Annotated in this window: 22 protein-coding genes; 17 read left to right on the forward strand and 5 right to left on the reverse strand. The window is 58.6% G+C overall.

Translation table 11 applies throughout. The features are described from left to right. Nucleotides 1-5: 5 nt before the first annotated feature. Nucleotides 6-1,418 carry an aminotransferase-like domain-containing protein gene (locus tag ACVOLV_RS06140; RefSeq protein ID WP_481553621.1) on the reverse strand — a complete coding sequence of 471 codons (1,413 nt, stop codon included), beginning with the start codon at nt 1,416-1,418 and terminating at the stop codon, nt 6-8. A gap of 182 nt (nt 1,419-1,600) precedes the next feature. On the opposite strand from ACVOLV_RS06140, the gene cyoA reads away from it, so the two are divergent. The 5 genes from cyoA (at nt 1,601) to ACVOLV_RS06165 (ending at nt 6,211) form a co-directional block, all read left to right on the forward strand. Beyond that, a complete protein-coding gene (gene cyoA, locus ACVOLV_RS06145; protein WP_481553622.1) occupies nt 1,601-2,500 on the forward strand; it encodes a ubiquinol oxidase subunit II in 900 nt (299 codons plus the stop codon). A gap of 5 nt (nt 2,501-2,505) precedes the next feature. Then, complete coding sequence (cyoB, locus tag ACVOLV_RS06150) at nt 2,506-4,488, forward strand: cytochrome o ubiquinol oxidase subunit I (protein ID WP_481553623.1); 1,983 nt, start codon at nt 2,506-2,508, stop codon at nt 4,486-4,488. Then, the gene (cyoC, locus tag ACVOLV_RS06155) at nt 4,485-5,114 is read left to right on the forward strand and encodes a cytochrome o ubiquinol oxidase subunit III (RefSeq protein ID WP_481553624.1); all 630 of its coding nucleotides are present in this window, start codon (nt 4,485-4,487) and stop codon (nt 5,112-5,114) included. The genes cyoB and cyoC overlap by 4 nt, the downstream gene beginning before the upstream one ends. A gap of 2 nt (nt 5,115-5,116) precedes the next feature. Beyond that, a complete protein-coding gene (gene cyoD / locus ACVOLV_RS06160; protein WP_312368997.1) occupies nt 5,117-5,449 on the forward strand; it encodes a cytochrome o ubiquinol oxidase subunit IV in 333 nt (110 codons plus the stop codon). A 75-nt stretch (nt 5,450-5,524) separates the two neighbouring features. Further along, nucleotides 5,525-6,211: an SCO family protein gene (locus ACVOLV_RS06165; RefSeq protein WP_481553625.1), complete on the forward strand. Its 687-nt coding sequence runs from the start codon at nt 5,525-5,527 to the stop codon at nt 6,209-6,211. A 127-nt stretch (nt 6,212-6,338) separates the two neighbouring features. Here the strand turns inward: ACVOLV_RS06165 and ACVOLV_RS06170 are convergent, their stop codons facing one another. Further along, nucleotides 6,339-7,706: an alpha/beta fold hydrolase gene (locus ACVOLV_RS06170; protein WP_481553626.1), complete on the reverse strand. Its 1,368-nt coding sequence runs from the start codon at nt 7,704-7,706 to the stop codon at nt 6,339-6,341. Between the two features lie 266 nt (nt 7,707-7,972). On the opposite strand from ACVOLV_RS06170, the gene ACVOLV_RS06175 reads away from it, so the two are divergent. Further along, nucleotides 7,973-8,287 carry a DUF2834 domain-containing protein gene (locus ACVOLV_RS06175; RefSeq protein ID WP_481553649.1) on the forward strand — a complete coding sequence of 105 codons (315 nt, stop codon included), beginning with the start codon at nt 7,973-7,975 and terminating at the stop codon, nt 8,285-8,287. 216 nt (nt 8,288-8,503) lie between these two features. After that, nucleotides 8,504-9,793, forward strand: coding sequence for a hypothetical protein (locus ACVOLV_RS06180; RefSeq protein WP_481553627.1), 1,290 nt, complete (start codon nt 8,504-8,506; stop codon nt 9,791-9,793). Nucleotides 9,794-9,969: 176 nt separating this feature from the next. On the opposite strand, the gene ACVOLV_RS06185 is transcribed toward ACVOLV_RS06180, so the two are convergent. From ACVOLV_RS06185 to ACVOLV_RS06195, 3 genes are all read right to left on the reverse strand, one after another. Beyond that, nucleotides 9,970-10,704, reverse strand: coding sequence for an HNH endonuclease (locus ACVOLV_RS06185; RefSeq protein WP_481553628.1), 735 nt, complete (start codon nt 10,702-10,704; stop codon nt 9,970-9,972). Further along, nucleotides 10,701-11,879, reverse strand: a complete 1,179-nt coding sequence (locus tag ACVOLV_RS06190; RefSeq protein WP_481553629.1) for an AAA family ATPase — start codon at nt 11,877-11,879, stop codon at nt 10,701-10,703. Before ACVOLV_RS06190 ends, ACVOLV_RS06185 begins: the two co-directional genes overlap by 4 nt. Before the next feature lie 467 nt (nt 11,880-12,346). Beyond that, nucleotides 12,347-13,327 (reverse strand): GlxA family transcriptional regulator, encoded by a 981-nt coding sequence (locus ACVOLV_RS06195; protein WP_481553630.1) that lies wholly within the window; start codon nt 13,325-13,327, stop codon nt 12,347-12,349. Between the two features lie 104 nt (nt 13,328-13,431). On the opposite strand from ACVOLV_RS06195, the gene ACVOLV_RS06200 reads away from it, so the two are divergent. The 10 genes from ACVOLV_RS06200 to ACVOLV_RS06245 all read left to right on the forward strand — a co-directional run bounded on the left by ACVOLV_RS06200 (nt 13,432) and on the right by ACVOLV_RS06245 (nt 22,048). After that, nucleotides 13,432-13,980 carry a cysteine hydrolase family protein gene (locus ACVOLV_RS06200; RefSeq protein WP_481553631.1) on the forward strand — a complete coding sequence of 183 codons (549 nt, stop codon included), beginning with the start codon at nt 13,432-13,434 and terminating at the stop codon, nt 13,978-13,980. 159 nt (nt 13,981-14,139) lie between these two features. Then, on the forward strand, nt 14,140-15,987 hold the full coding sequence (locus ACVOLV_RS06205; RefSeq protein ID WP_481553632.1) for a PAAR domain-containing protein: 1,848 nt from the start codon (nt 14,140-14,142) through the stop codon (nt 15,985-15,987). Next, nucleotides 15,984-16,664 carry a GAD-like domain-containing protein gene (locus tag ACVOLV_RS06210; RefSeq protein ID WP_481553633.1) on the forward strand — a complete coding sequence of 227 codons (681 nt, stop codon included), beginning with the start codon at nt 15,984-15,986 and terminating at the stop codon, nt 16,662-16,664. The genes ACVOLV_RS06205 and ACVOLV_RS06210 overlap by 4 nt, the downstream gene beginning before the upstream one ends. Before the next feature lie 96 nt (nt 16,665-16,760). Then, nucleotides 16,761-17,579: a GAD-like domain-containing protein gene (locus tag ACVOLV_RS06215; protein WP_481553634.1), complete on the forward strand. Its 819-nt coding sequence runs from the start codon at nt 16,761-16,763 to the stop codon at nt 17,577-17,579. 233 nt (nt 17,580-17,812) lie between these two features. Continuing rightward, the gene (locus ACVOLV_RS06220) at nt 17,813-18,493 is read left to right on the forward strand and encodes a GAD-like domain-containing protein (RefSeq protein ID WP_481553635.1); all 681 of its coding nucleotides are present in this window, start codon (nt 17,813-17,815) and stop codon (nt 18,491-18,493) included. Nucleotides 18,494-18,523: 30 nt separating this feature from the next. Further along, nucleotides 18,524-18,691, forward strand: a complete 168-nt coding sequence (locus ACVOLV_RS06225) for a hypothetical protein (RefSeq protein ID WP_481553636.1) — start codon at nt 18,524-18,526, stop codon at nt 18,689-18,691. A gap of 36 nt (nt 18,692-18,727) precedes the next feature. Then, the gene (locus ACVOLV_RS06230; protein WP_481553637.1) at nt 18,728-19,408 is read left to right on the forward strand and encodes a GAD-like domain-containing protein; all 681 of its coding nucleotides are present in this window, start codon (nt 18,728-18,730) and stop codon (nt 19,406-19,408) included. A gap of 228 nt (nt 19,409-19,636) precedes the next feature. Further along, nucleotides 19,637-20,104 (forward strand): hypothetical protein, encoded by a 468-nt coding sequence (locus ACVOLV_RS06235; RefSeq protein ID WP_481553638.1) that lies wholly within the window; start codon nt 19,637-19,639, stop codon nt 20,102-20,104. Between the two features lie 191 nt (nt 20,105-20,295). Beyond that, nucleotides 20,296-20,688, forward strand: coding sequence for a hypothetical protein (locus ACVOLV_RS06240; protein WP_481553639.1), 393 nt, complete (start codon nt 20,296-20,298; stop codon nt 20,686-20,688). 448 nt (nt 20,689-21,136) lie between these two features. Beyond that, nucleotides 21,137-22,048: an STM4015 family protein gene (locus ACVOLV_RS06245; RefSeq protein WP_481553640.1), complete on the forward strand. Its 912-nt coding sequence runs from the start codon at nt 21,137-21,139 to the stop codon at nt 22,046-22,048.

Consider the following 22,048-nt stretch of genomic DNA (forward strand, 5'->3'; position numbering starts at 1 on the left):
GCCGGTTAAACGATGGCCTGTGTCCGCGTCTCAGGCGCAGCCGAGATGACCTCGGTCAGCTTGGTCAACGCCGCCGCCAGGCTGTGCTGGTCCACCGCCCCGCCCAGCGACAGACGGATGGCATTGCCGGCCTGCTCCTCGATGCTGAAGGACTCCGAGCTGGCGATGCCCAGGCCCTGCGCCTGCGCGGCCTGGATCAGCCGGTACTGGTCCAACCGTGGCGGCAACGGCAGCCACACATGCAGGCCGGACGGGTGCGCCTGATACGGCTTGGGCAGGATGCGCGCGGCAATCTGCTGGCGCTGGCGCAGTTCCTGCTGGAAGCGGCGCACCATCTCATCGGCCTGGCCGCTGCGGATCCAATGCGAGGCCACCGCCACCATGGATTGGGTCGGCATCAGCGCGATCGAACGCAGGGCGTCCAGCAGCGGCTCCATAGGCTCGCCCGGCGGCACCACCAGATAGGCGGTGCGCAGGCCCGGCGCCAAGCACTTGGACAGGGTGGACACGTAATAGACCGGGGCGTCCGGGTGGCTATCCACCGCCAGCGGCGGCGCCGCATCGGCGGCCAGCAGCCAGTAGGGATCGTCCTCGACCACCGCCACGCCATGGCGGCGGGCAATGGCCAGGATGGCGGCGCGGCGGGCCTGCGACATGGTCGCGGTGGTCGGGTTCTGGATAGTCGGGATCAGGTAGATCAGGGCCGGCTTGCGCTGCTTGCAGGCGGCTTCCAGCGCGTCCGGCAGCATGCCCTCGGCGTCCATGGCGATGGAGACGATGCCCCGCTGCAATACGCGGGCGGCGGCCAGCAGGCCCGGATAAGTGAGCTGTTCGGCGGCGATCAGGTCACCCGGCTGGGTCTTGGCCAGCACGATGGCGCATAGCGCGGCCTGCGCGCCGGGGCAGATCACCACCCGCTCGGCGGAGACGTTGCCGAGGATAGGCGCCAGCCACTGCACGGCGGCGGCACGGTCATCGCGGGAGCCGGCGCCTACGTGGTAACTCATCAACTCGCCCTGCCCGAGCTGCTGGCTGAGCTGCTGGAAGCCGCGCTCCATGCTCTGCGCGAACGGGCTGCTGCCCAGCAGCGGCGGGATGTTCATGCTCAGGTCCACCGATGTGGCGCTGTTGCCGGCGGACATGGCGATGAAGGTGCCACCGGCGCCCTGCGCGTCGAGCAGGTCGGACTGGCGCAGCTCGGCGTAGGCGCGGGTAACCGTGGTCAGGTCCACGCCCATCAGCTGGGCCAGGTCGCGCTGCGGCGGCAGGCGGTCGCCGGGTTGCAGCACGCCATCGTCCACGGCATCGCGTACCTGCTGGGCAATCTGCAGGTAGAGCGGACCGCTGCCCTCGGCGAAGGGACGGACCCAGGTCCGGTTGGGCTTTTTCAGGCGTCGGCCTGCGGCTGGCTGCTGCATCGGGTGAACCTTCCCTGCTTTGTACGTGCACCAACCCATACAATGATGTATCTTGTATGGACTTGACTGGATCGGCAATCCTTTTGTAGGCACCGCCGTACGGACAGTGTAGCCGCTCCCGGCCCATGCGCCGGGCATCGGCGGTCCCCGCTCAAGAGCTCCTTCAACAGGGTCGACCTTCAATGAATATCTGCTGGAAACGCATCCGCCCAGCGCTGGCCGCTTTGGCATGCGTGGGCCTGTCTGGCTGCAACTGGGTACTACTGGACTCCAAGGGCGACGTGGGCATTGCCCAGCGCGACCTGATCATCATCTGCATCGCGCTGATGCTGATCGTGGTGATACCGGCCATCGTGCTGACCTTCGTCTTTGCCTGGCGCTACCGCTCCGGCAATACCAAGGCCAGGTACATGCCCGATTGGGCGCACTCCACCAAGGTGGAAATCGTGGTCTGGGGCGTGCCCCTGATCATCGTCGCCGTGCTGGCGGTGATCGTGTGGAAATCCACCCACGAGCTTGACCCTTACAAGCCGCTGGATATCCCCGGCGAGCCGCTGCATGTGGAAGTGATCGCCACCGACTGGAAGTGGGTATTCGTCTACCCGGACCTCGGCATCGCCACGGTCAACCAGCTCAACTTCCCCGCCGGGCAGCAGCTGGCCTTCGACATCACCTCCAACTCGACGATGAATACCTTCTTCATCCCGCAGCTGGGTGGGCAGATCTATGCGATGGCCGGCATGCGCACGCAGCTGCATCTGGTGGCCAACGAGCAAGGCAAGTTCGACGGCATGTCGGGCAATTACAGCGGCCATGGCTTCTCCAACATGAAGTTCGTCGCCACCGCGATGAGCCAGCCGCAGTTCGACGACTGGGTTGCGCAGGTGCGGAAGTCGCCGGATCAACTGAGCTTCGACGAATTCAAGCGTCTGGCCGCTCCCACCCGCAAGGAACCGGTGCGCCACTTCGCCAGCGTCGAGCCGCTGCTGTTCAAGAAGGTCATCGACCAGTTCATCGGCGTGGGTGAGAACACCGCGGCCACGTCGGGCCACAACGCAGAACCCAAGGCCTCCCAGGAGTAATGAGCATGTTCGGTAAGTTGACGTGGGACGCCGTGCCGTTGCACGACCCGATCGTCGTGGTGACATTGGTGGGCATGGTGCTGGGCGGCGTTGCGCTGCTCGGCGCGGTGACCTACTTCAAATTGTGGGGCGTGCTGTGGCGCGACTGGTTCACCACGGTTGACCACAAGAAGATCGGCATCATGTACATCGTGGTGGCGCTGGTGATGCTGGTGCGCGGCTTTGCCGATGCACTGATGATGCGCGCGCAGCTGGCTGCGGCCGGCCCGGGCAGCGATGGCTTCCTGCCGCCCGAGCACTACGACCAGATCTTCACCGCGCATGGCGTGATCATGATCTTCTTCGTGGCCACACCGTTCGTGGTGGGCCTGATGAACATCGTGGTGCCGCTGCAGATCGGCGCGCGCGATATGGCCTTCCCCTTCCTCAATGCCTTCAGCTTCTGGATCTTCGTGGTCGGCGCTGCGCTGATGATGATCTCGTTGGGCCTTGGCGAGTTCGCGATGACCGGCTGGGTGGCGTATCCGCCGTTGTCCGGTATCGAGTTCAGTCCAGGGGTAGGTGTTGACTACTACATCTGGGCATTGCAGGCCTCTGGTGTCGGCACGTTGCTGACCGGCGTCAACCTGTTCATCACCATCCTGCGCATGCGTGCGCCTGGCATGACCTTGATGAAGATGCCGGTGTTCACCTGGACCGTGCTGGTCACCAGCGTGATCATCATTGCTGCGTTCCCGATCCTGACCGTTGCCCTCGGCGCGCTCACCCTGGACCGCTACCTGGACTTCAACTTCTACACCAATGATCTTGGTGGCAACCCGATGATGTACGTCAACCTGGTGTGGGCTTGGGGCCACCCGGAGGTGTACATCCTGGTATTGCCGGCGTTCGGCATCTTCTCCGAGATCACCGCCACGTTCTCGCGCAAGAAGCTGTTCGGCTACAAGTCGATGGTGGGTGCAACGCTGGCGATCGGCATCCTGTCGTTCGTGGTGTGGCTGCACCACTTCTTCACCATGGGCTCCGGTGCCAGCGTCAATGCCTTCTTCGGCATCATGACGATGATCATCGCAATCCCGACCGGCGTGAAAATCTTCACCTGGTTGTTCACCATGTACGGTGGCCGCGTCGAGTTCAGCGTACCGATGCTGTGGACCATCGCCTTCCTGGTCACCTTCACCATCGGCGGCATGACCGGCGTGCTGCTGGCCATCCCGGGCGCGGACTTCCTGCTGCACAACAGCCTGTTTCTGGTGGCCCACTTCCACAACACCATCATCGGTGGCGCGCTGTTCGGCTACCTGGCCGGCTTCGTCTACTGGTTCCCGAAGGTGTTCGGCTTCACCCTCAACGAGCGTCTGGGCAAGTGGTCGTTCGCCTGCTGGATCATCGGCTTCTACCTGGCCTTCATGCCGCTGTACATGCTCGGCTTCATGGGCATGACCCGGCGCATGAACCAGTACGACAACCCGGCGTGGACGCCCTACCTGATTGCCGCCTTCGTCGGCGCGCTGTTCGTGCTCGCAGGCATCGTGCTGATGCTGGTGCAGATCTACGTCAGCGTCCGCGACCGCAAGCAGAACCAGGACATCACCGGCGACCCGTGGAATGCACGCACGCTGGAATGGCAGACGCCCTCGCCGCCGCCGTTCTACAACTTCGCCGTGGTGCCCAAGGCCGACACCCTGGACGCCTTCCACGAAGCCAAGAAGCAAGGCCTGCCCAAGCCGCCCAAGCACTACGCGCCGATCCACATGCCGCGTAACACCGGCGTGCCGCTGATCCTCAACATCTGGATCCTGGCGCTGTGCTTCGCCTTGATCTGGCACATCTGGTGGCTGGCCGGTGCGAGCTTCGTGGCGATGATCGTCACCTTGATCGTGCGCTCCTACGACGAGGACGTGGATTACTACGTCAGCGCCGAAGAAGTGGCCGCCATCGAGAACCAACACCAGAACAAGCTCAAGCAGCACAGGGTGATTGCATGAACATCATGTCCAATGTCGCCGTAGACAACGCGCTGGCGGCCGAGCACAGCCATGACGACCATGGCCACGACCAGGGTGGCATGAAGGTCTTCGGCATGTGGGTCTACCTCATGTCCGACCTGGTGCTGTTCGGCTCGCTATTCGCCTCCTACGCGGTGCTCAGCAACGCGTACGCAGGCGGCCCGACCGGTGCCGAGCTGTTCTCGCTGCCGTTCGTGCTGGTGGAAACCTTCCTGCTGCTGGTCTCCAGCATCACCTACGGCCAGGCCGTGCTGGCGATGCACCGCCAGGACAAGCGCGCGGTGCTGACCTGGCTGGGCGTGACCTTCGCACTCGGTGCCGGCTTCATCGGCATGGAAGTGTATGAGTTCAACCACCTCATCCACATTGGCGCCGGCCCCACCACCAGCGCCTATCTGTCCGCGTTCTTCGCACTGGTTGGCACGCACGGCCTGCACGTGGCCAGCGGCCTGATCTGGATGGCGGTGGTGATGCACCAGGTAAAGCGTCGCGGCCTCACCCCGACCAATGTCACCCGCATCTCCTGCCTGAGCCTGTTCTGGCACTTCCTGGACCTGGTCTGGATCTGCGTCTTCACCTTTGTCTATCTGATTGGAGTGTTCTGACCATGTCCGACAACGACACCTCCCGCGCCGGCAGCGGACATGGCTCCACCAAGTCCTACCTGATCGGCTTCGTGATCTGCGCCGTGCTCACCGTCATCCCCTTCCTGCTGGTGATGAACCCGACGCTGTCGCGGCCACTGACGATGGCCCTGCTGGTCGGCTTTGCCGTCGTGCAGATCATCGTGCAGCTGGTGTATTTCCTGCACATGAACCGCTCCTCGGAGGGCGGCTGGAACCTGGCCAGTTTTGTTTTCACCCTGGTCATTCTTTTCATCGTGGTAGCGCTCTCCATCTGGATCATCTGGAGCATGCACTTCCACATGATGGTCAACTGACGCACGCAACGGGCCGGCACACCATGCCGGCCCGTCGCATGTAGTTCGGCTGTCCGTCCTTCATCGACCCTAGCCATGTCCCGCACCAACACCCCCGCCACCGGCCTCGCCGAACTGGCCCGCAAACTGCACCTGTCCACCATCGCGATAAGCGCCGCCACCCTGCTACTGGTCGCCTGCGCCGCAAAACCCAAGGTGGATTTCTACGGCAAGGACATCGCCTGCGAAGCACTCGGCGAGCAATGGACGATGCCCGACAGCACAGGCGTAAGCCGCAGCCCGGCCGACCTCAACGGCAAAGTGACCTACCTGTTCTTCGGCTTCACCAGCTGCCCCGACGTCTGCCCCACCACCATGGTGGAGTTGAACCGCGTCAAGCACCTGATGGGCTCGGACGCCGACAAACTGCAGGTGATCTTCGTCACCGTGGACCCGGCCCGCGACACGCCAGCTGTTGCCGAGACTTATGTGAAAGCGTTTGACCCGACTGCGACAGCGCTGGTTGGTGACGATGCGCAACTGGCCGCGATGGCAGCATCGTTCAAAGCCTTCTACGACCGCGAAGAAGGCAAGCACCCCGGCGCCTATTCGATGAGCCACACCGCAGGCGGCTACGTATTCGACCGGCAAGGGCGGCTGCGCTTGTTTGCGCCCTACGGCATGCCGGTGGAGCAGCTGTTTTCGGATGTGCAGCGTTTGACGCTGGAGCCGACGTTGCCAGTTGGCCACAAGAGCCCAGCAACCTGTCAGGTCACCGGATAGCCCCGACCCCGCATGACCAAAGCCCCTCTCCCGCCCGCGGGAGAGGGGTTGGGGTGAGGGCAGATCGAAGGCAGCAATGCCTCACCCCCAACACCCCAACCAAACTCACCAACAAGACCAAAAACCCTCACCGCTCAACACACCCACCACCAACCTCCCCACCCTTCACAAACGCCCCAACCGCCTCAACAAAACACCCAGGCGCAAAGTAAGACAGCAAATGCGCCCCACCCTCCACCGTACTGAAGCTCACCTCCCCAGCCTTCCCCAGCACCGCTGCATGCTCCACCGCCCCCGCATACGCCGTATTCGGATCCAAGGTCCCATGCACAACCAAAGTCCTCGGTAGCACCCCAGGCGACTTCCCAAACCAAGCATCCTTGGCATAAGCAGGCACAGGCGCCCCCACCAGAAACCCCGGGATCGCACTGACAAACAAAGCCCCAGCAGCCTCCTGCTCCACCAGCTCGCGCGTAAGCCCCGGCCGCGCATTGTTCTCCGACGCCGAGATCAACATCACCAGCGGTAGCGAAGGCTGGTTGTTACCGCCCTGCCCCATCCCGGCCATCGCCGTCTTCAACTCCGCCACCGTCGCCAGCAGCGCGGACGTATCGTCCACCGCCAGCCCATCAACGATGTCCGGAATACGCGCACGCAACGCAGGGAAGTTCAGCAGCGAGCCCAGCAACCGACGCAGATCACCACCCGGCACCTCGTCCTTCCACGGCGCCGTCGGCGCAGCGGCCAGCACACGCTGATAGACCGCCACCTTCTGCTCGCCCAGCACCGCACGCCCCACTGCATCCACCAGCGCCGTGCGCCGGCTCAGATCCCACTGCTCGGTGGTCTCCAGCGGCACCAGCCCGTCCAGGATCAAACCGTCCAGCGGCATCGACGCCACCTGCAGCGCACGCAAGGCCAGCTGCGTGCCATACGACACCCCGTACAGATAGGTCGGCCCACTGCCGCGATAGCGCGACATCAGCAGCGCAAGATCCTGCGCCGCCTCGGTCACCGAGAACGCCTGCGTGCGCGCCGCATCCGCATACATCGCACCAATGCAGCCACCCCACTCGTCCCCCGCCAGTGCAACACCATCGGCGCTGTCCGCCGCCTCCTGCACCGGACAGATGCGCTCCGACCGGCCCACGCCGCGATGGTCCGGAATCACCAGGTCATAGCCGGGAAACGCATGCCGGAAGGTCGCAACCACCGGATACAAGGACGCCCCGGACTCACCAGGCCCACCGGCCAACAACCAAACCTCCCCGCGCCGCTCCACCGTCTCGGCAGGAAACCACCGCACGAACAGCTTCAGCGAACCCTCGGCCGGCGATTCATGGCGCAGCGGAACATTGGTGGTGACACAGAGGCTGCCTTTCAGCGCAGGTGACGAATCCGCATCGGCGCAGGCCACCGGCGCCTCGAAAGCCAGCTCCGCGCGCGCGGGAAGGGCTGCAAACAACGCGGCCGCAAGAACAACAGATCGAAACATCGACTTTCATCCCCTGATGAGCAGGCGACAGCATGCCAGTGTGTTGGGTACGCGGGAATGTCCATCGGTAATGGGTGATTGCGGGCTGAGTGCGCCTAAGTGCTGCCTGGTGCCGCAGAGCTCTTATGGGCAGCGGAAATGATTGCAGACTGGCCTTCCTCGATCGCGCTGAAACACCCGAGCTCGTCCCCAACAAGGCCCAATATTCCCTGGCCCAAGCGATAATCCACACCAGAGACAATCAATCGAATCAGCCGGAGAGCAACATGCGGTTTGTTTACCTACTTCTCTGCATCGCAGGCACCGCTCTGCCCCTCGCCCAGTTTGTGCCATGGCTGTCCGCCCACGGCCTCAATGTTCCGCTACTGCTTCAGCAGGCCACGTCGAGCAAAATTGCTGCGTTTGCTTGGGCAGATGTCGTTATTTCAGGGCTTGTGACCATTGTATTCATATGTACTGAGGGACGCAGACTGAGGATGCGTCACCTTTGGCTGCCACTGTCTAGCGTCGTGGTTGGCCCATCGCTAGCGCTGCCGCTTTTCCTATTGTTTAGGGAGCGCCATCTCAAGGACACAAAATAATAAGGCTCAATAGCTTGCACAAACCGGAATCCAAGTTAACAAGGGGGATTGATTTAACATTGCGATCTGGCTGCAAACATTTCCAAAGAAAGAATCGGCACAGGGAGGCAAGATGGCAAGGGGATATACAAAATTTTTAGGGTGCAAGCTTTCACGCAACCAAAGACAGATGCAGCTATATTTGCAATCACAACCGCTTACATGAAAGGAACTACGATGGGACTGTACGATCAAAGGGGATACCTTTTTTCGGATATTGACCTGCATGCAACTATAGAACGCCAACGTAGTGCGTTACAGAAGGAAGTTGATGCGTTAGAACAAAACCGCCTGCTCAACACATCAGAACAAGACCTAATAGACTACTTCGTTGAAAAATATAAGATTGAGCCACCCATTTTGCTTCGTGATGAGATGACGGCAGATCAGCACGAAACGAAGGTGGACGCACGCTATCACGGACACCGTTGGATAAGCGACTCAAGTCGTCCCCACTACATCCCTGGGCAGCAGATAGACATCGAGATCCCGTTTACTGGCGAAGCCGACCTCTTTAAAGCTCAGGCCAGCACATTCTCCAGCGCTCCCCCGCGAGGCCGTGTATCCAATCAAGCGTTGATCCTTTCCTATCAAATCCCCCATGATGAGGACCAGGACATAAAGCCACAAATGGAGCGCCAGCTGCAAGAAATCGAAAATCACCTCGACTGGATAAAGAACGACATACTTAGCTATAACAACTCAATCAACGCCCTCGCTGAAACGACAATCAGAAAGCGTCGAGAGCGGCTCCTAGCCAATCAAGGTCGTATTGCGGCGCTGGGAATTCCCCTAAAGGTGCGATCGGATGCACCGAAGACATACGCTGCACCTGCTATTCGCAAGAAATTAACTCCGGCGCTCCCGAAGGCTTCCACGACGCCTTTCCAGCCGGAGCCTGCCATGAATATGGAGCATTATGAGCACGTACTAACGGTGATTCAGAACATGACTCAAATGATGGAGCGCAGCCCGTCGACGTTTGCAACTATGGGTGAAGAAGTTCTGCGTGACCACTACCTTGTGCAACTCAATGGTCAGTTCGAGGGACAAGCAACAGGCGAAACGTTTAACGCCGCAGGCAAGACCGACATCTTGCTTCGTATTGACGGAAAGAATTCTTTCATCGGCGAATGCAAGTTCTGGAAAGGAGCTAAAGGTTACAGCGAAACTATTGATCAACTACTAAGCTATCAATCGTGGAGAGACACAAAAACCGCAATCCTCGTCTTCAATCGCAATCGAGATACATCCAAGGTCCTAGAGGAAGTCAAAACCACTACGGAAGCGCACCCGAACTACAAGCGAACACTAAATTGGAAGCATGAGTCCGGCTTTCGCTTTGTGATGCACCACCCGACCGATGCAAACCGAGAGCTCACGATGACGGTGCTAATTTTTGATATTCCGCAGGCCGATAAAATGAAAGCGCCAGCCAACAAAACTGCACAGAGCGCGCCATCCTGACGGCCCATCTTCCTGTCGACAGGTCGGCAATCTTCCCTTGCGACTGGATACCCTCCGGGGAAGATCCGACTCGTGGCTATTCCTTCGGAAGACTTTCACCTGTGTCACGACCATCCCTCCAGGCAGGTGAGGAAAATATCTAGCCCAGCTTTCCTCGAATAATTTCCGGATCGACTTTAAAGAGAATCGGCACGATCATGTCGTCGACGAAGCTCCGCCACAACCGCGTCACATACATCTCGCGCCTGCATAGTATTGAGCTCAGAAATGGCGCCGATTAGTAGAGACAAATGGCTCCGACGAGAAGCGAGGCGCTCATCAAGCGCTCGCCTCTCCAACTGCACCAAGGCATTTAGCTCCAGAGCGCGCAGCATCCGGCGGCCTTTCCACGTGAGCCACCCAAAAACCCAGTTACGTCGAACGGTAATATTCGCAGAGTAGTCATCCCAGTGGGGGTGAACCCAGCGATAATCCGAAGCCTGCGCCGGGTATGCCACGAGCCCAACACCAGATGAAACCAAACTAGGGCATCTTGGAGTTATCGGTGGAAGCTGTCCCCGTCGCTTCGCACGTGTATGCAGTACTCTTCGAAGGCGTGCAAAGGCCATATTCTTCTTTGAATTACATGTTGCACAAGCCAATGCAAGATTTCGAATCTCAAATGTAAAAACCGGGAAAACCGCTTTCTCTAGTATATGCTCAATATGAACGGATACTTGGTCTGGCAAGAACCGTCTACAGTAGCAACATCGACCAAATTGCTCCCGCCGAAGCCTATTTTTCAAATCAGCCTTAAAACTCACAACATCATTCGACTGACTATCCCATTTATATGCAGATAGAGCACTGGCACTGAGACCAATGGGATAAGGTGGAATTTGCACAATCCGCTGGTACCCGACATCTATCACTCTACACCCCCATAAATGAGCTCATCAATAACGTCAATAAGGGGATCACCTGAACGGAGCCTACCTTTGATATCAGCAAGACCAACTGTCAAATCCAGGAATTCTGGAGCGCCCCCTCTCCCACTTTCCACCAGCTCCACAGCTCGCTGCACTATCTCGATCACTTGGCGATTACGGCTCGACGCAATTCCGAACTGTTCAAACAAAACTTCGTCTGCGGAAGCACCATAACCGGTCAGCGTCGATGCCGCTTCAAGATCAGATCCAAGATCGATGATGGAAGTTCCAGGTTTAGCCGAGCTCACAATCAAAGGAGAGTGCGTTGATACAACCATGTGCCCTCGAGTCATAAACTCGGATATATCAAACAGGCATTCCATGAACTCTTGCTGCCATTGAGGATGAAGACTATTCTCAGGCTCATCAATCAGAACGATTGAATCCTGGCGCACGGAGAAACCAATACCCATAATGGTACTTAATAAATGATATTCCCCAGAACTAAGATCGAATGCCGATAGTTGCCGGCGACTCCTAAATGAATAGACCATCGCATCATCCAGTGTCATCACATCTGCCAGTAGTCCAAGACGGATGGCATTACGACTTAACAAAGAGGACTGCACCAATCCATTACCTAGCATACTAACCTTTAGCTGGTGATGCGCCCTCTTCCTTATGAAAGTATCGAGCTCATTGAACTCCTCATAAGTAAACTCGTCCAGCAAATAGCGAGCTATTGCTACAGGAACTTCTCTACCCGAGCGACCCGACTTCTTCGAGCTAGGCATACGATCATTTCTTGCATCCTCTAGCAATCCCCCCAATATATCCCGTTGCTTTTTTGCCGCAGGCTTCAATACAAACGAAAGATCGAACGATTGCTCAATCCCTGCTAGCTGGCACGCCCGCGAAAAAAATGACCATCCGTATCGATTCACGGATGCCTCATCTAGAGCGAAAGTAAGCGCAGTCTCAAGCGAGCGCTTCTTGCTGAGCAGGTTGTTTCCAACCCGCTGCCCCAAATAAACGTAGCCCGGAACCGCGTACTCGGTGAAACGACCGCCATTCTCTTTCGGTGGAAACCTATCAGCTACCGACCCCGATGCACAGATGACAATTGGCGCCCCCAAGGAACTCTCGATAGGTTCTGAGAGTTGCAATTTCGCTTTCATATCTGAAAGCGAAAGCGCCGCAACCAAGTCTTTCAGAATTGAGCTCTTATGGGACCCATTCCTCCCGGTTAGGATTGTCGTATGGCAACCGGTTCGAGCTCCCCCCTCCACGACAAAAGAAACTGACCGCTCCTGTTCAGACCACGTCTGATACTTAAGCCGGATCAACTTTGGCACGCCACACCCCACCGTTAAAGTCAAAATATGCGCAAAATAGAGCAACGCTACGAATAAGCTTGACAATCAACTTGCGTCTACTCGCGTGCAAGTAGTTCCGACAATCTGCATTTCTCCTTTCGAATCAAAATTCCGCCCCGCTCCCGCCTTCAATAATCTCACCAATGCCACGAGCAGCCAGCAAGGCTTCCAGTTTAATCACAGAACAATAACGAAAAAAAATCGAAATCTCTATTAGCCCCTAAGATACCCATACAACTCGAGCCTAGCGATGGCTGCACTTAGCTTGTTTATCCAATCAAAATATTGAACCGCCTCCGATACTCCCCCGGCGACAACCCCACAATCCGGCTGAACACCTTCCGGAACGAACCCGGGTCGCTGTAACCCACGTCCCAGGCAATCCGCTCCAGCGGCACGTTACTGGTCTGCAGCATCTCCCGTGCACGGGCCACGCGTACGCGCTGGCAGTATTCAGTGGCGGTCATGCCGGTGGCTTTCTGGAAGCGGCGCAGGAAGGTGCGCCCTTCCAGCCCTGCGCGCTGTGCGAGTTCGGCGGATGCGACCTGTTTGGCGTGGGTGTCGTGCAGCCATTGCTGCACGGCCAGCACTGCGGCGTCGCCGTGCGTCATGCGTGGCGAGAAACTGCTGTAGTAGCGTTGTTGGCGTCCGGGTGGATCGATCAACAGCGTGCGTGCGACATCCAGCATCACTGCGGCGCCGAGGTAGCGGTCTACCAGCCGCAGGCCGAGGTCGGTCCACGCCATGGCGCCGCCTGCGCTGAAGATGTCGCCGCCGTCGATGAGCATCTGGTCCACGTCCAGCGTCACGTCCGGAAAGCGTGCGGCCAGCAGTTCGGCGTATTGCCAGTTGGTGGTGATGGTGCGGCCGGCCAGGCGCCCGGTTTCAGCCAGCAGGAATGCGCCGGCGCAGACCGATGCGAGCGTGGTGCCGTCGTCGTGCAGTGCGCATAGCCAGCCCAGGTAGGGCGCGGCGGCTTCGGTGGAAATCGGCGGCTGCATGCTGGGCGGCAGGATCATCACCTGCGGTGTTCCGCTTGGCGACTGGCTTGAGCTGTAGACAGCTTGCGGCGCTTGGCCGGGCGCTTCGATGCGCCAATGCGTGACTTGCAGTTCGGGCGCGGCGGGTACTGCGCGTTCGCTGGCGAGCCGGCCGGCCAGGGCGAACAGGTCGGTCAGGCCGAGCACTGCCGCCAGCTGGGCGCCGGGATACAGCAGGATTCCCACTTGGATGTGACCGTCGGTGCGCATCTGTCGGTACAGCCCTCAAGAATGTCGGTAGCGCCTCTTCGTGGTGGCAGGCCGGTCGCGGAGACTTCTCCCACACCATTCAACCACCCATCAGGGAGCCGTACATGAGCAAGCGCGCCATTATCGTCGTCGATCTTCAGAATGAATACCTTGCCACCGGCAAGCTGCCACTGGTGGGCATTGATGCCGCCACCGCCAATGCGGTGCGCGTGATTGCCGATGCGCGGACCAAGGGCGTGCCGGTGCTGCATGTCCGTCATGAATCCGCCAGCAGTGATGCGCCGATCTTCGTACCGGGCTCGGACGGGGTGCGGATCATGGCCGCTGCCGCGCCCATCGGCGATGAGCCGGTGATCGTCAAGAACCACGTCAATTCGTTCAGCGATACCGATCTGCGGCAGCAGCTTGAGGCGCACGGAATTGAGGACGTGGTGGTGGTTGGTGCAATGAGCCATATGTGCGTGGATGCGGTGGTGCGTGCCTCCGCCGACATGGGCTATGCGGTCACCGTGCTGCACGACGCCTGCGCCACCCGTGACCTGGAGTTCAACGGTGTTGTGGCGCCGGCTGCGCAGGTGCATGCGGCGATGATGGCGTCGTTTGAGTTCGGGTATGGGCGGGTGGTTGCTACGGATGCGTATCTGGCTGGTTGATAGTCAGCAAGAACAGACGAACAAACGTGCAGTGCTTCGTTGTCGAATACCCGGCAACACTTGCTTCCCCGTTCGAGAGATAGGAATCGTCTGGAAAGAAAATTGAACCCGTCCCACCGCCTTTAGACTTGTTACCTGACGTCCAAGGAGGACCGATGGATGGCAAGAACATGGATTGTGGTGGGCGATGCCACCACGAGCGGCGGCAGGGTAATTACCGGCTCGCCTGCAACGGATATTGAAGGCAAGCCGGTCGCACGGATCGGCGACAAAGCCACCTGCCCCACCCTGCACAAGGGCGTCTTTCCGATCATCACCGGTGACGCAAGCATCGTCATTGATGGTCAGCCGGTGGCACGCCAAGGCGATAGCCTCGCTTGCGGCTGCCGCCTGTTGGCTGGGAAGCAGAACCTGGTTTTCGTGGACCAAGGTGCATCCTCAGCAAGCGCGGCGGGTCCATTACCGCTTGCGGCAACCAGCCTTCTGCGAGCAACGCCCGCATCAGCAAGCGAGAGCTTTGCCCAGACGTCGGCTCCACAGGCCGAAGACCTGACCCTGCACTACCACTACAACGATCTGGACCAGACACCGGTACGCGGTGCGAGCTATCGGGTGATGCTGGCCGACGACAGCATTCGCTCAGGCAACTTGGACGATGCCGGCAAGGCAGTACTGGGCAATGTCTCTGTCGGCCCCATCCAGGTGCTCTACCAGCACGATCTGGATGACAGCGACGACGCTGACATCCTCAGCGCAAGGGAGCAGATCAAGCAGGCGCTGGATGCAATCGTTGCACAGACGAGAGCGGACTTTGCAGCTGAGTGGAAGCAGTGGAATGGTTCCGGATACTTCACGCGCGGCGCGCTGAAACTTGGCAACCAAGGTCTAGGCGCAGTTCAAGGCGGCTGGGACTATGTGAGCGGGACGGCTGAGGCCGTCTGGCAGCTGGCGGTTCTCTACTACAAGACCGACGCCGAGCTACGTGAGTGGAAGATGCTGTTGCTGACCGGCGACCGGGCCGGTTTGGATCGCAAGATCGCCGACTACCGCGCCAAAGGCAAGCAGGTCATGGCGGCGGCGAGTGAACTGAAGGAGATGTTCAACCTGCTGATTGATGACCCTGCAATCGTCAGCATGCTGCCGCAGTTCGCCGAGGACTGGTGGGAAGCCATCCCGCCGGATGAGGCCGAAAACCTCAAATCCCGGTTTGGCAGCCAGATTGCCATCGACATGTTGGTTTCGGTAGTGCTTGCAGCCGTCACCATCGAAGCAGGTGGCGCTGGCGGAATAGGCTATGCCGCGGCGAAGGCCGGTACGATGGCCGCCCGCGTCGGCCAGAAGCTGTTCATGCTGCTGGAGAAACTTGAGGATGCTTTCAAGGCGCTGACCAAGGCGCTACGCGCTCGCAAGCGGCGACAGGCCGACAGCAATCGCCAGCCCGACTCAAAGCGTGAAGTAGTCACAGTAGTGACGCCCAAGCGAATGCCAGAGAAGAAGCTTCCGTGCTTCAGCACGCAGAAGCTACCTGCGGACAAGTACCCTGAAATGGATAGGCAGTTGCAGGGGCAGCAGCAAGGCCTGAACGATATGACCGTGCAGGAGTATCTGGATGGGCGGGCTGCATTTGACCCCAACAACAGGGATAGAACGCTTGCGAGAGATGCTCGAAAAAACTTTGCCCGCGGACTAACTGCAGAAAAGACCAGCCATCACATATCTCAAGGAACTCCACCGGTTGAGGCGGAACGACTGGCCAAAGCAGAGACCGAGGAAGCCATGAAGACCCTCAATGCCTTGCACAATCCCGATATGGTCGCTGGTGGAAAGGACATAATCGCGGACTTTGGAGACGGTGAGGTCAACACCACTATTGGCAGGCAGTGGAGCCAGAAGAAGAAGGACGAAGTGTCACGGATACAACAGCTCGATCAAGCCGCCAATGACGTCCCTCACGCAGAACGGGCCAGCAGTAAGATGAACGGAAAAATGGAGCGCTGCAAAAAATGAGCCAGATGCTGGATGAGAGCTTCGACCACTTCTATAACTACAAGGGTTTTGGGCCGCCGATCGACAGCACGCCCGTACCAGAATCCATAGTAGAAGCCTACCGCGGAAAGTTGCCCGACGCACTGCTGACCTACTGGAAGGCGATGGGCTGGGCTGGCTTTGGTAATGGATTGCTGTGGTTGGTGGACCCACGCGAATACGCTGACGTTCTCAATGCATGGATCCACGCGACCGATTTTTACAGCAGAGATCGGTATCACGTCTTCGCGAGGGGAGCGTTTGGCGATTTGTACGTGTGGGGCGAACGGACTGGCCCAAGCCTGCATATTAATGCGCCCAACTCCATGATTTTCCCTTCCGACAAGTCAGCCGCTATGGCAAGAGGCGAGGCTGATCTGCTGCTGCAAACCTGGTTTATCGTGTGCGACAAGGATGCATTCGATAAAGATGACGGTGACGACAAGCCGCTCTTTGAGCGCGCTGTAAAGCTGCTCGGCCGCCCAGGACCGAACGAGATGTTCGGTTTTGTACCTGCGCTTGCCCTCGGCGGCCCGCGCCGCTTGGACCACGTACAGAAGGTCAATGCAATCGAGCATCTGATGTTCCTGGCTCAGGTCCACCCGCCTCGAGTGATGCTGGACATCGTGAAAGAGGCAAAAACTCGCGGACTTATGTAAAGCAGACACGAATATGCGAGGAGGTCGGCGGTGCATAGCGCGTCCGCTGAACTGATCGAGCACGCAAGCATTGGCAGGCAGCCCAGCTAGACCAAGATGGACGAAGCGTCACGGATACAACAGTTCGATCAAGCTGCCAATGATGTTTCCAATTCACCCGCACCGCTGAGACAGACCAAGAAGATCGCGCTGCACTATCACGGCGATCACCATCACCAAAGGAAGACACGGAAAGTGAGCATCTCATTGGATGAGAACTTCGACTACTTCTATAACCACAAGGGTTTCGGGCCGCAGATAGACAGCACGCCCGTACCCGAATCCATTGTGGAGGCTTATCGCGGCAAGTTGCCTGATGCGCTACTGACATACTGGAAGGCGATGGGCTGGTGTGGCTTTGGCAATGGATTGCTCTGGTTGGTAGACCCACGCGAATACGCTGACGTTCTCAAAGCATGGATACATGCCACCGATTTTTACAGCAAAGATCGGTATCACGTCTTCGCCCGGGGGGCGTTTGGTGACCTGCACATTTGGGGCGAGCGCACTGGTCCAAGCCTGCGTATCAATGCACCGTACTCGATGATTTTCCCTTCCGACAAGTCAGCCGACATGGCAAGCGGCGAGGCTGATCTATTGCTACAAACCTGGTTTATCGTGTGCAAAAAGAATACGTTCGACAAAGAGGACGATGGCAATCAGCCACTCTTTGAGCGCGCGGCAAAGCTGCTCGGCCGTCCCAGCGCGTACGAGATGCTTGGCTTTGTTCCTGCGCTGGCCTTAGGCGGACCATGCCGCTTGGACCACCTGCAAAAGGTAAAAGCAGTCGAACACTTGATGTTCCTTGCGCAGGTCCACCCGCCCCGAGTGATGCTGGACATCGTGAAAGAGGCAACATCTCGCGGACTTATGTAGAGCAGGCACAAACATGCGAGGAGGTCGGCGGCGCATAGCACCCCCGCCGAACTGATCGAGCACACAACCATTGGCAGGCAGTGGAGCCAGAAGAAGAAGGACGAAGTGTCACGGATGCAACAGCTTGATCAATCTACCAATGAACTCCCTGATGCACCCGCAGCGCTTGGACAGCCCAAAAAAATGGATTGCGCTATCACTTCGATAGCCATCACCAAAGGGAGACCAAGAAAGTGAGCGTTTCATTGGATGAGAGCTTCGACTGCTTCTACAACCACGAAGGTTTTGGGCCGCAGATCGACAGCACACCCGTACCTGAATCCATAGTAGAAGCCTACCGCGGCAAATTGCCGGACGCACTGCTGACCTACTGGAGGGCGATGGGCTGGGCTGGCTTTGGCAATGGATTGCTGTGGTTGGTCGACCCACGCGAATACGCTGACGTTCTCAATGCATGGATACACGCGACCGATTTCTACGGTAAAGATCGGTATCACGTTTTCGCCCGGGGAGCATTTGGCAATTTGTACGCCTGGGGCGAGCGTACTGGCCCTAGCCTACGTATCAATGCGCCAAATTCCATGATTTTCCCTTCTGACAAGTCAGCCGCCATGGCAAGGGGCGAGGCCAATCTGCTGCTGCAAACCTGGTTTATCGTCTGCGATAAGGATGCATTCGATACAGAAGACAATGGCGATAATCCGCTCTTTGAACGCGCTGTAAAGCTACTAGGCCGGCCAGGGCCGGACGAGATATTCGGCTTTGTTCCAGCACTGGCCCTTGGCGGCCCGCGCCGCTTGGACCATATACAGAAGGTCAATGCAATCGAGCATCTGATGTTCCTGGCGCAGGTCCACCCGCCTCGGGTGATGCTGGACATTGTGAAAGAGGCGAAGGCTCGCGGACTTATGTAAAGCAGACACGAGTATGCGAGGAGGTCGGCGGTGCATAGCGCGTCCGCCGAACTGATCGAGCACGCGACCATTGGCGGGCAGTACAGCCAGAAGAAGATGGGCGAAGTGTCACGGATACAACAGCTCGATCAAACTGCCAATGAAGTCCCTGATGCGCCCGCACCGCTCGGAAAGACCAAGAAGATGGCATCGCACTAGCAGGTTGATCGCCGTCACCAAAGGAGAACCTAGAAAGTGAGCATCTCATTGGATGAGAGCTTCGACTACTTCTATAACCACGAAGGCTTTGGGCCGCAGATCGACAGCACACCCGTACCCGAATCCGTTGTAGAAGCCTACCGCGGCAAGTTACCCAATGCGCTGCTGACCTACTGGAAGGCGATGGGCTGGTGTGGCTTTGGCGACGGATTGCTATGGCTGGTGGACCCACGCGAATACGCTGACGTTCTCAATGCGTGGATACACGCGACCGATTTTTACAGCAAAGATCAGTATCACGTGTTCGCAAGGGGCGCGTTGGGCGAATTGCACGTCTGGGGCGAGCGCACCGGTCCAAGCCTGCATATCAATGCGCCCTACTCCATGATCTTCCCTTCAGACGATTCTGCGGATATGGCGCTAGGCAAAGCCGACTTGTTGCTTCAAACCTGGTTGATCGTGTGTGAAAAGGATGCGTTCGATATGGAGGATGACGGCGACAAGCTACTCTTTGAGCGCGCTGTGAAGCTGCTCGGCCGCCCGGGACCGGACGAGATGTTCGGATTTGTACCTGCGCTGGCCCTCGGTGGCCCGTGCCGCTTGGACCACCTGCAAAGGGTCAAAGCAGTCGAACACCTGATGTTTCTGGCGCAGGCCCACCCGCCTCGAGTGATGCTGGACATCGTGAAAGAGGCAAAGGCTCGCGGACTTATGTAGAGCCGGCGTGCGCTACTTGGGCAGGGCCACTGGCTTTTCAGCGCGTCCAGACTTACCTGTACTAAAGCCTTCGACCACAGGACGCCGACCTGAAGACCCAACACAGCGCAGCCCTATGCCGCCCTCGCAATGTCCAGACGATAGATTCGCGATATATCCACCGGAGATGAGTCCAAAAATGAAACCGCCGATTCCCGTATTGACGCGGAAATACGAGGATTTACTTTGATGCTCGCGCTATTGTTGCGCAGCAAGTACATCATGCCCTCGGCGTATGCCTGCCTGCTGTTGATGGCGGGCGGATGTGTACAAGCCAATCAAAGAGATCAAGCTGTGCCGGTTTCCGGCGGCTCTGCGTCTGTTGCTCTGAAGCTCGCTCCCGGAGACCTCCGTATAGATCAACGCGATCTTGAAGCCATCAAGCAAGAACTGGTAGCCATGCTGCAACGCAGTGTGCCGAAAGCGGACTACGCTATTCTGGCAGAAGAGACGCGGCAGTCGGCATGCTTTATCGGGCCGGATCATGAGGTTCACATCGGCCTATGGAAACTGCAGGTGCGTACTGGAGAGCCAGTCTTAGTGCGGCAAAAGCAGCCACGCGCGCCCATCATGTTCTCGCAGATCGCACACCTGACAATGAAGGACGGCCGCTGGAGCGTGCGTTCATTGGCCGTTGAAGAGATACGCGCGCGTTGAATTGGATGCGGCGTGATGGATCAGTTCGCAGCAATATCATAACTCCGCCGCATTGCAGACCAGCAGAGTACGCCCGCCAAACTGATCGAGCACGCAGAACAGTTCTGACAATGGCGTTCAGGTGCCTTCGTCTGGTACAACGCGGCACGGCGTTGCGGAGCAACGCTGGCCCGAACTACTGGACTTACACAATGCGATTCAAACCATCTCACTTGGCTCCCCTTCTTCTGCTGGGCGTTGCTGCGCCGGCTTTTGCCCAGACGACCATCTGCAAGATCGAGGGTGATTCGATTGGCCCCGATATGATCTCCTGGGATACCAAGACGCAGCGGGCGCAAGTGAAGCTGCTGGGCGAGGACTTGCAGGGGAAGATGACCTGGAAGCGGAAGCACGATGATCTTGGCGACAAGGTCAACTTGAGCTTTACGCCTGCTGATCCGCTGTTTGGGGATGAGTATGAGTTTGTGGTGTTCCCTACCGAGAGTGGGCATCGGGTGATGGGGGTTGGGTACAAGTACTACAACGGAGTTAAGTATTTGAATATCAGCCAGGGGAACTATGTGGCTGTTTGTAGTTCGTTGTAGGTCTGAAGCTGATTGCTTGGTTTTGTGGGAGCTGCGTTAGCTGCGAAGCTTGGGATGTTTGATCTGCTCGATTGCTGCGAAGAGCACCCCTCCCCGGCCCTCCCCTGCGCTTTGCGCAAGGGAGGGGATTGGAGCTGGCTTCGCTTTTCGCTGCTGCTTTGCTGGTTGGCTCTTTTTTGTGGGAGCTGCGAAGCTGGGAGTGCTTGGGGAGTTGGCTCGTTGCGAAGTGCACCCCTCCCCAGCCCTCCCCTGCGCTACGCGCAAGGGAGGGGGTTGAGCTGGCTTCGCTTGCTTCTTCTGCTTGCTTGTTTGCGCTTGATTGCTGCGTTAGCACAGCATGGTTACGGAATGGCTAAGGCTGTATGCCTTCCATCGAACGTGATGCATTGCTGCCAGCATTCGCATCCTCTCGGTTATGCTACGGCACCATTTCCGGCAAGGACGTACCGTGACCATTGGCGAATACACGCAGGTTTATCGTGGCAAGAAAGTCGTTGACTTCAAGATGGGTGGCTCAGCCGTAGCCGGCGATGTCGCTTACCGCTTGATGCAGGAATACGACAGCGACGAGAGCCAGGGGGAACTGCTGGCCAACTTCTTCGAGCAGGTTGATCCGAAGTCGATTGAAGTGCTAGTCATCGGTGCATGGGATGAGGCTTCCAGTGATGGCCCGCAGGGCCTGATCGATGGGCTGATTGCGCGCCGTGCCGAGCTGGGCAACCTGAAGGCGCTGTTCGTGGGCGACATGACCTACGAAGACTGCGAGATGTCGTGGATCAACCAGATCTCCTACAACCCCCTGCTGGAGGCCTTCCCGGGCCTGGAGTCGCTGCGTATCCGTGGCACCTCCGAACTTGAGCTTCAGCCCTTCACGCATACGTCGCTGCAGGAACTGGCGATCGAGAGCGGTGGCCTGCCGAACGAGATCGTCATCGCCATCGCCAACTCCACGCTGCCGGCGCTGCGCCATCTTGAGCTGTGGCTTGGCGATGACGGCTATGGCTTCGATGGCGATGTGGCGGTCTACCAGCGCCTGTTGTCGGCGATCGGGCCCGAGCGCCTGCAGTACCTGGGCCTGCGCAACGCCATGATCAGCGACGAGCTGGCGGTGTGGCTGGCCGGCGAACCGTGGTTGGGCACGCTGCAGACGCTGGACCTGTCGCTGGGCACCATCGGCGACGTCGGCGCGCAGGCGCTGTGCGAGAGCCCGAACCTGGGCAGCCTGCAGCGCATCGACCTGAGCCACCACTATATTTCCGAGGCCTGGCAGCAGAAGCTGCAGGCGCTGCCGTGCACCGTGGTGCTGGACGACCCGGAAGAAGAAGAAGAAGGCGACCGCTTCGTGGCGGTGTCCGAGTAA

It is taken from the genome of Stenotrophomonas sp. STEN023 (assembly GCF_056760135.1).

What these genes read in the sequence shown, in the direction of transcription:
- ACVOLV_RS06140 (WP_481553621.1), bottom strand. Translation starts at nt 1,418, where the DNA reads ATGCAGCAGCCAGCCGCAGGCCGACGCCTGAAAAAGCCCAACCGGACC.
- cyoA (WP_481553622.1), top strand. Translation starts at nt 1,601, where the DNA reads ATGAATATCTGCTGGAAACGCATCCGCCCAGCGCTGGCCGCTTTGGCA.
- cyoB (WP_481553623.1), top strand. Translation starts at nt 2,506, where the DNA reads ATGTTCGGTAAGTTGACGTGGGACGCCGTGCCGTTGCACGACCCGATC.
- cyoC (WP_481553624.1), top strand. Translation starts at nt 4,485, where the DNA reads ATGAACATCATGTCCAATGTCGCCGTAGACAACGCGCTGGCGGCCGAG.
- cyoD (WP_312368997.1), top strand. Translation starts at nt 5,117, where the DNA reads ATGTCCGACAACGACACCTCCCGCGCCGGCAGCGGACATGGCTCCACC.
- ACVOLV_RS06165 (WP_481553625.1), top strand. Translation starts at nt 5,525, where the DNA reads ATGTCCCGCACCAACACCCCCGCCACCGGCCTCGCCGAACTGGCCCGC.
- ACVOLV_RS06170 (WP_481553626.1), bottom strand. Translation starts at nt 7,706, where the DNA reads ATGTTTCGATCTGTTGTTCTTGCGGCCGCGTTGTTTGCAGCCCTTCCC.
- ACVOLV_RS06175 (WP_481553649.1), top strand. Translation starts at nt 7,973, where the DNA reads ATGCGGTTTGTTTACCTACTTCTCTGCATCGCAGGCACCGCTCTGCCC.
- ACVOLV_RS06180 (WP_481553627.1), top strand. Translation starts at nt 8,504, where the DNA reads ATGGGACTGTACGATCAAAGGGGATACCTTTTTTCGGATATTGACCTG.
- ACVOLV_RS06190 (WP_481553629.1), bottom strand. Translation starts at nt 11,879, where the DNA reads ATGAAAGCGAAATTGCAACTCTCAGAACCTATCGAGAGTTCCTTGGGG.
- ACVOLV_RS06195 (WP_481553630.1), bottom strand. Translation starts at nt 13,327, where the DNA reads ATGCGCACCGACGGTCACATCCAAGTGGGAATCCTGCTGTATCCCGGC.
- ACVOLV_RS06200 (WP_481553631.1), top strand. Translation starts at nt 13,432, where the DNA reads ATGAGCAAGCGCGCCATTATCGTCGTCGATCTTCAGAATGAATACCTT.
- ACVOLV_RS06205 (WP_481553632.1), top strand. Translation starts at nt 14,140, where the DNA reads ATGGCAAGAACATGGATTGTGGTGGGCGATGCCACCACGAGCGGCGGC.
- ACVOLV_RS06210 (WP_481553633.1), top strand. Translation starts at nt 15,984, where the DNA reads ATGAGCCAGATGCTGGATGAGAGCTTCGACCACTTCTATAACTACAAG.
- ACVOLV_RS06215 (WP_481553634.1), top strand. Translation starts at nt 16,761, where the DNA reads ATGGACGAAGCGTCACGGATACAACAGTTCGATCAAGCTGCCAATGAT.
- ACVOLV_RS06235 (WP_481553638.1), top strand. Translation starts at nt 19,637, where the DNA reads ATGCTCGCGCTATTGTTGCGCAGCAAGTACATCATGCCCTCGGCGTAT.
- ACVOLV_RS06240 (WP_481553639.1), top strand. Translation starts at nt 20,296, where the DNA reads ATGCGATTCAAACCATCTCACTTGGCTCCCCTTCTTCTGCTGGGCGTT.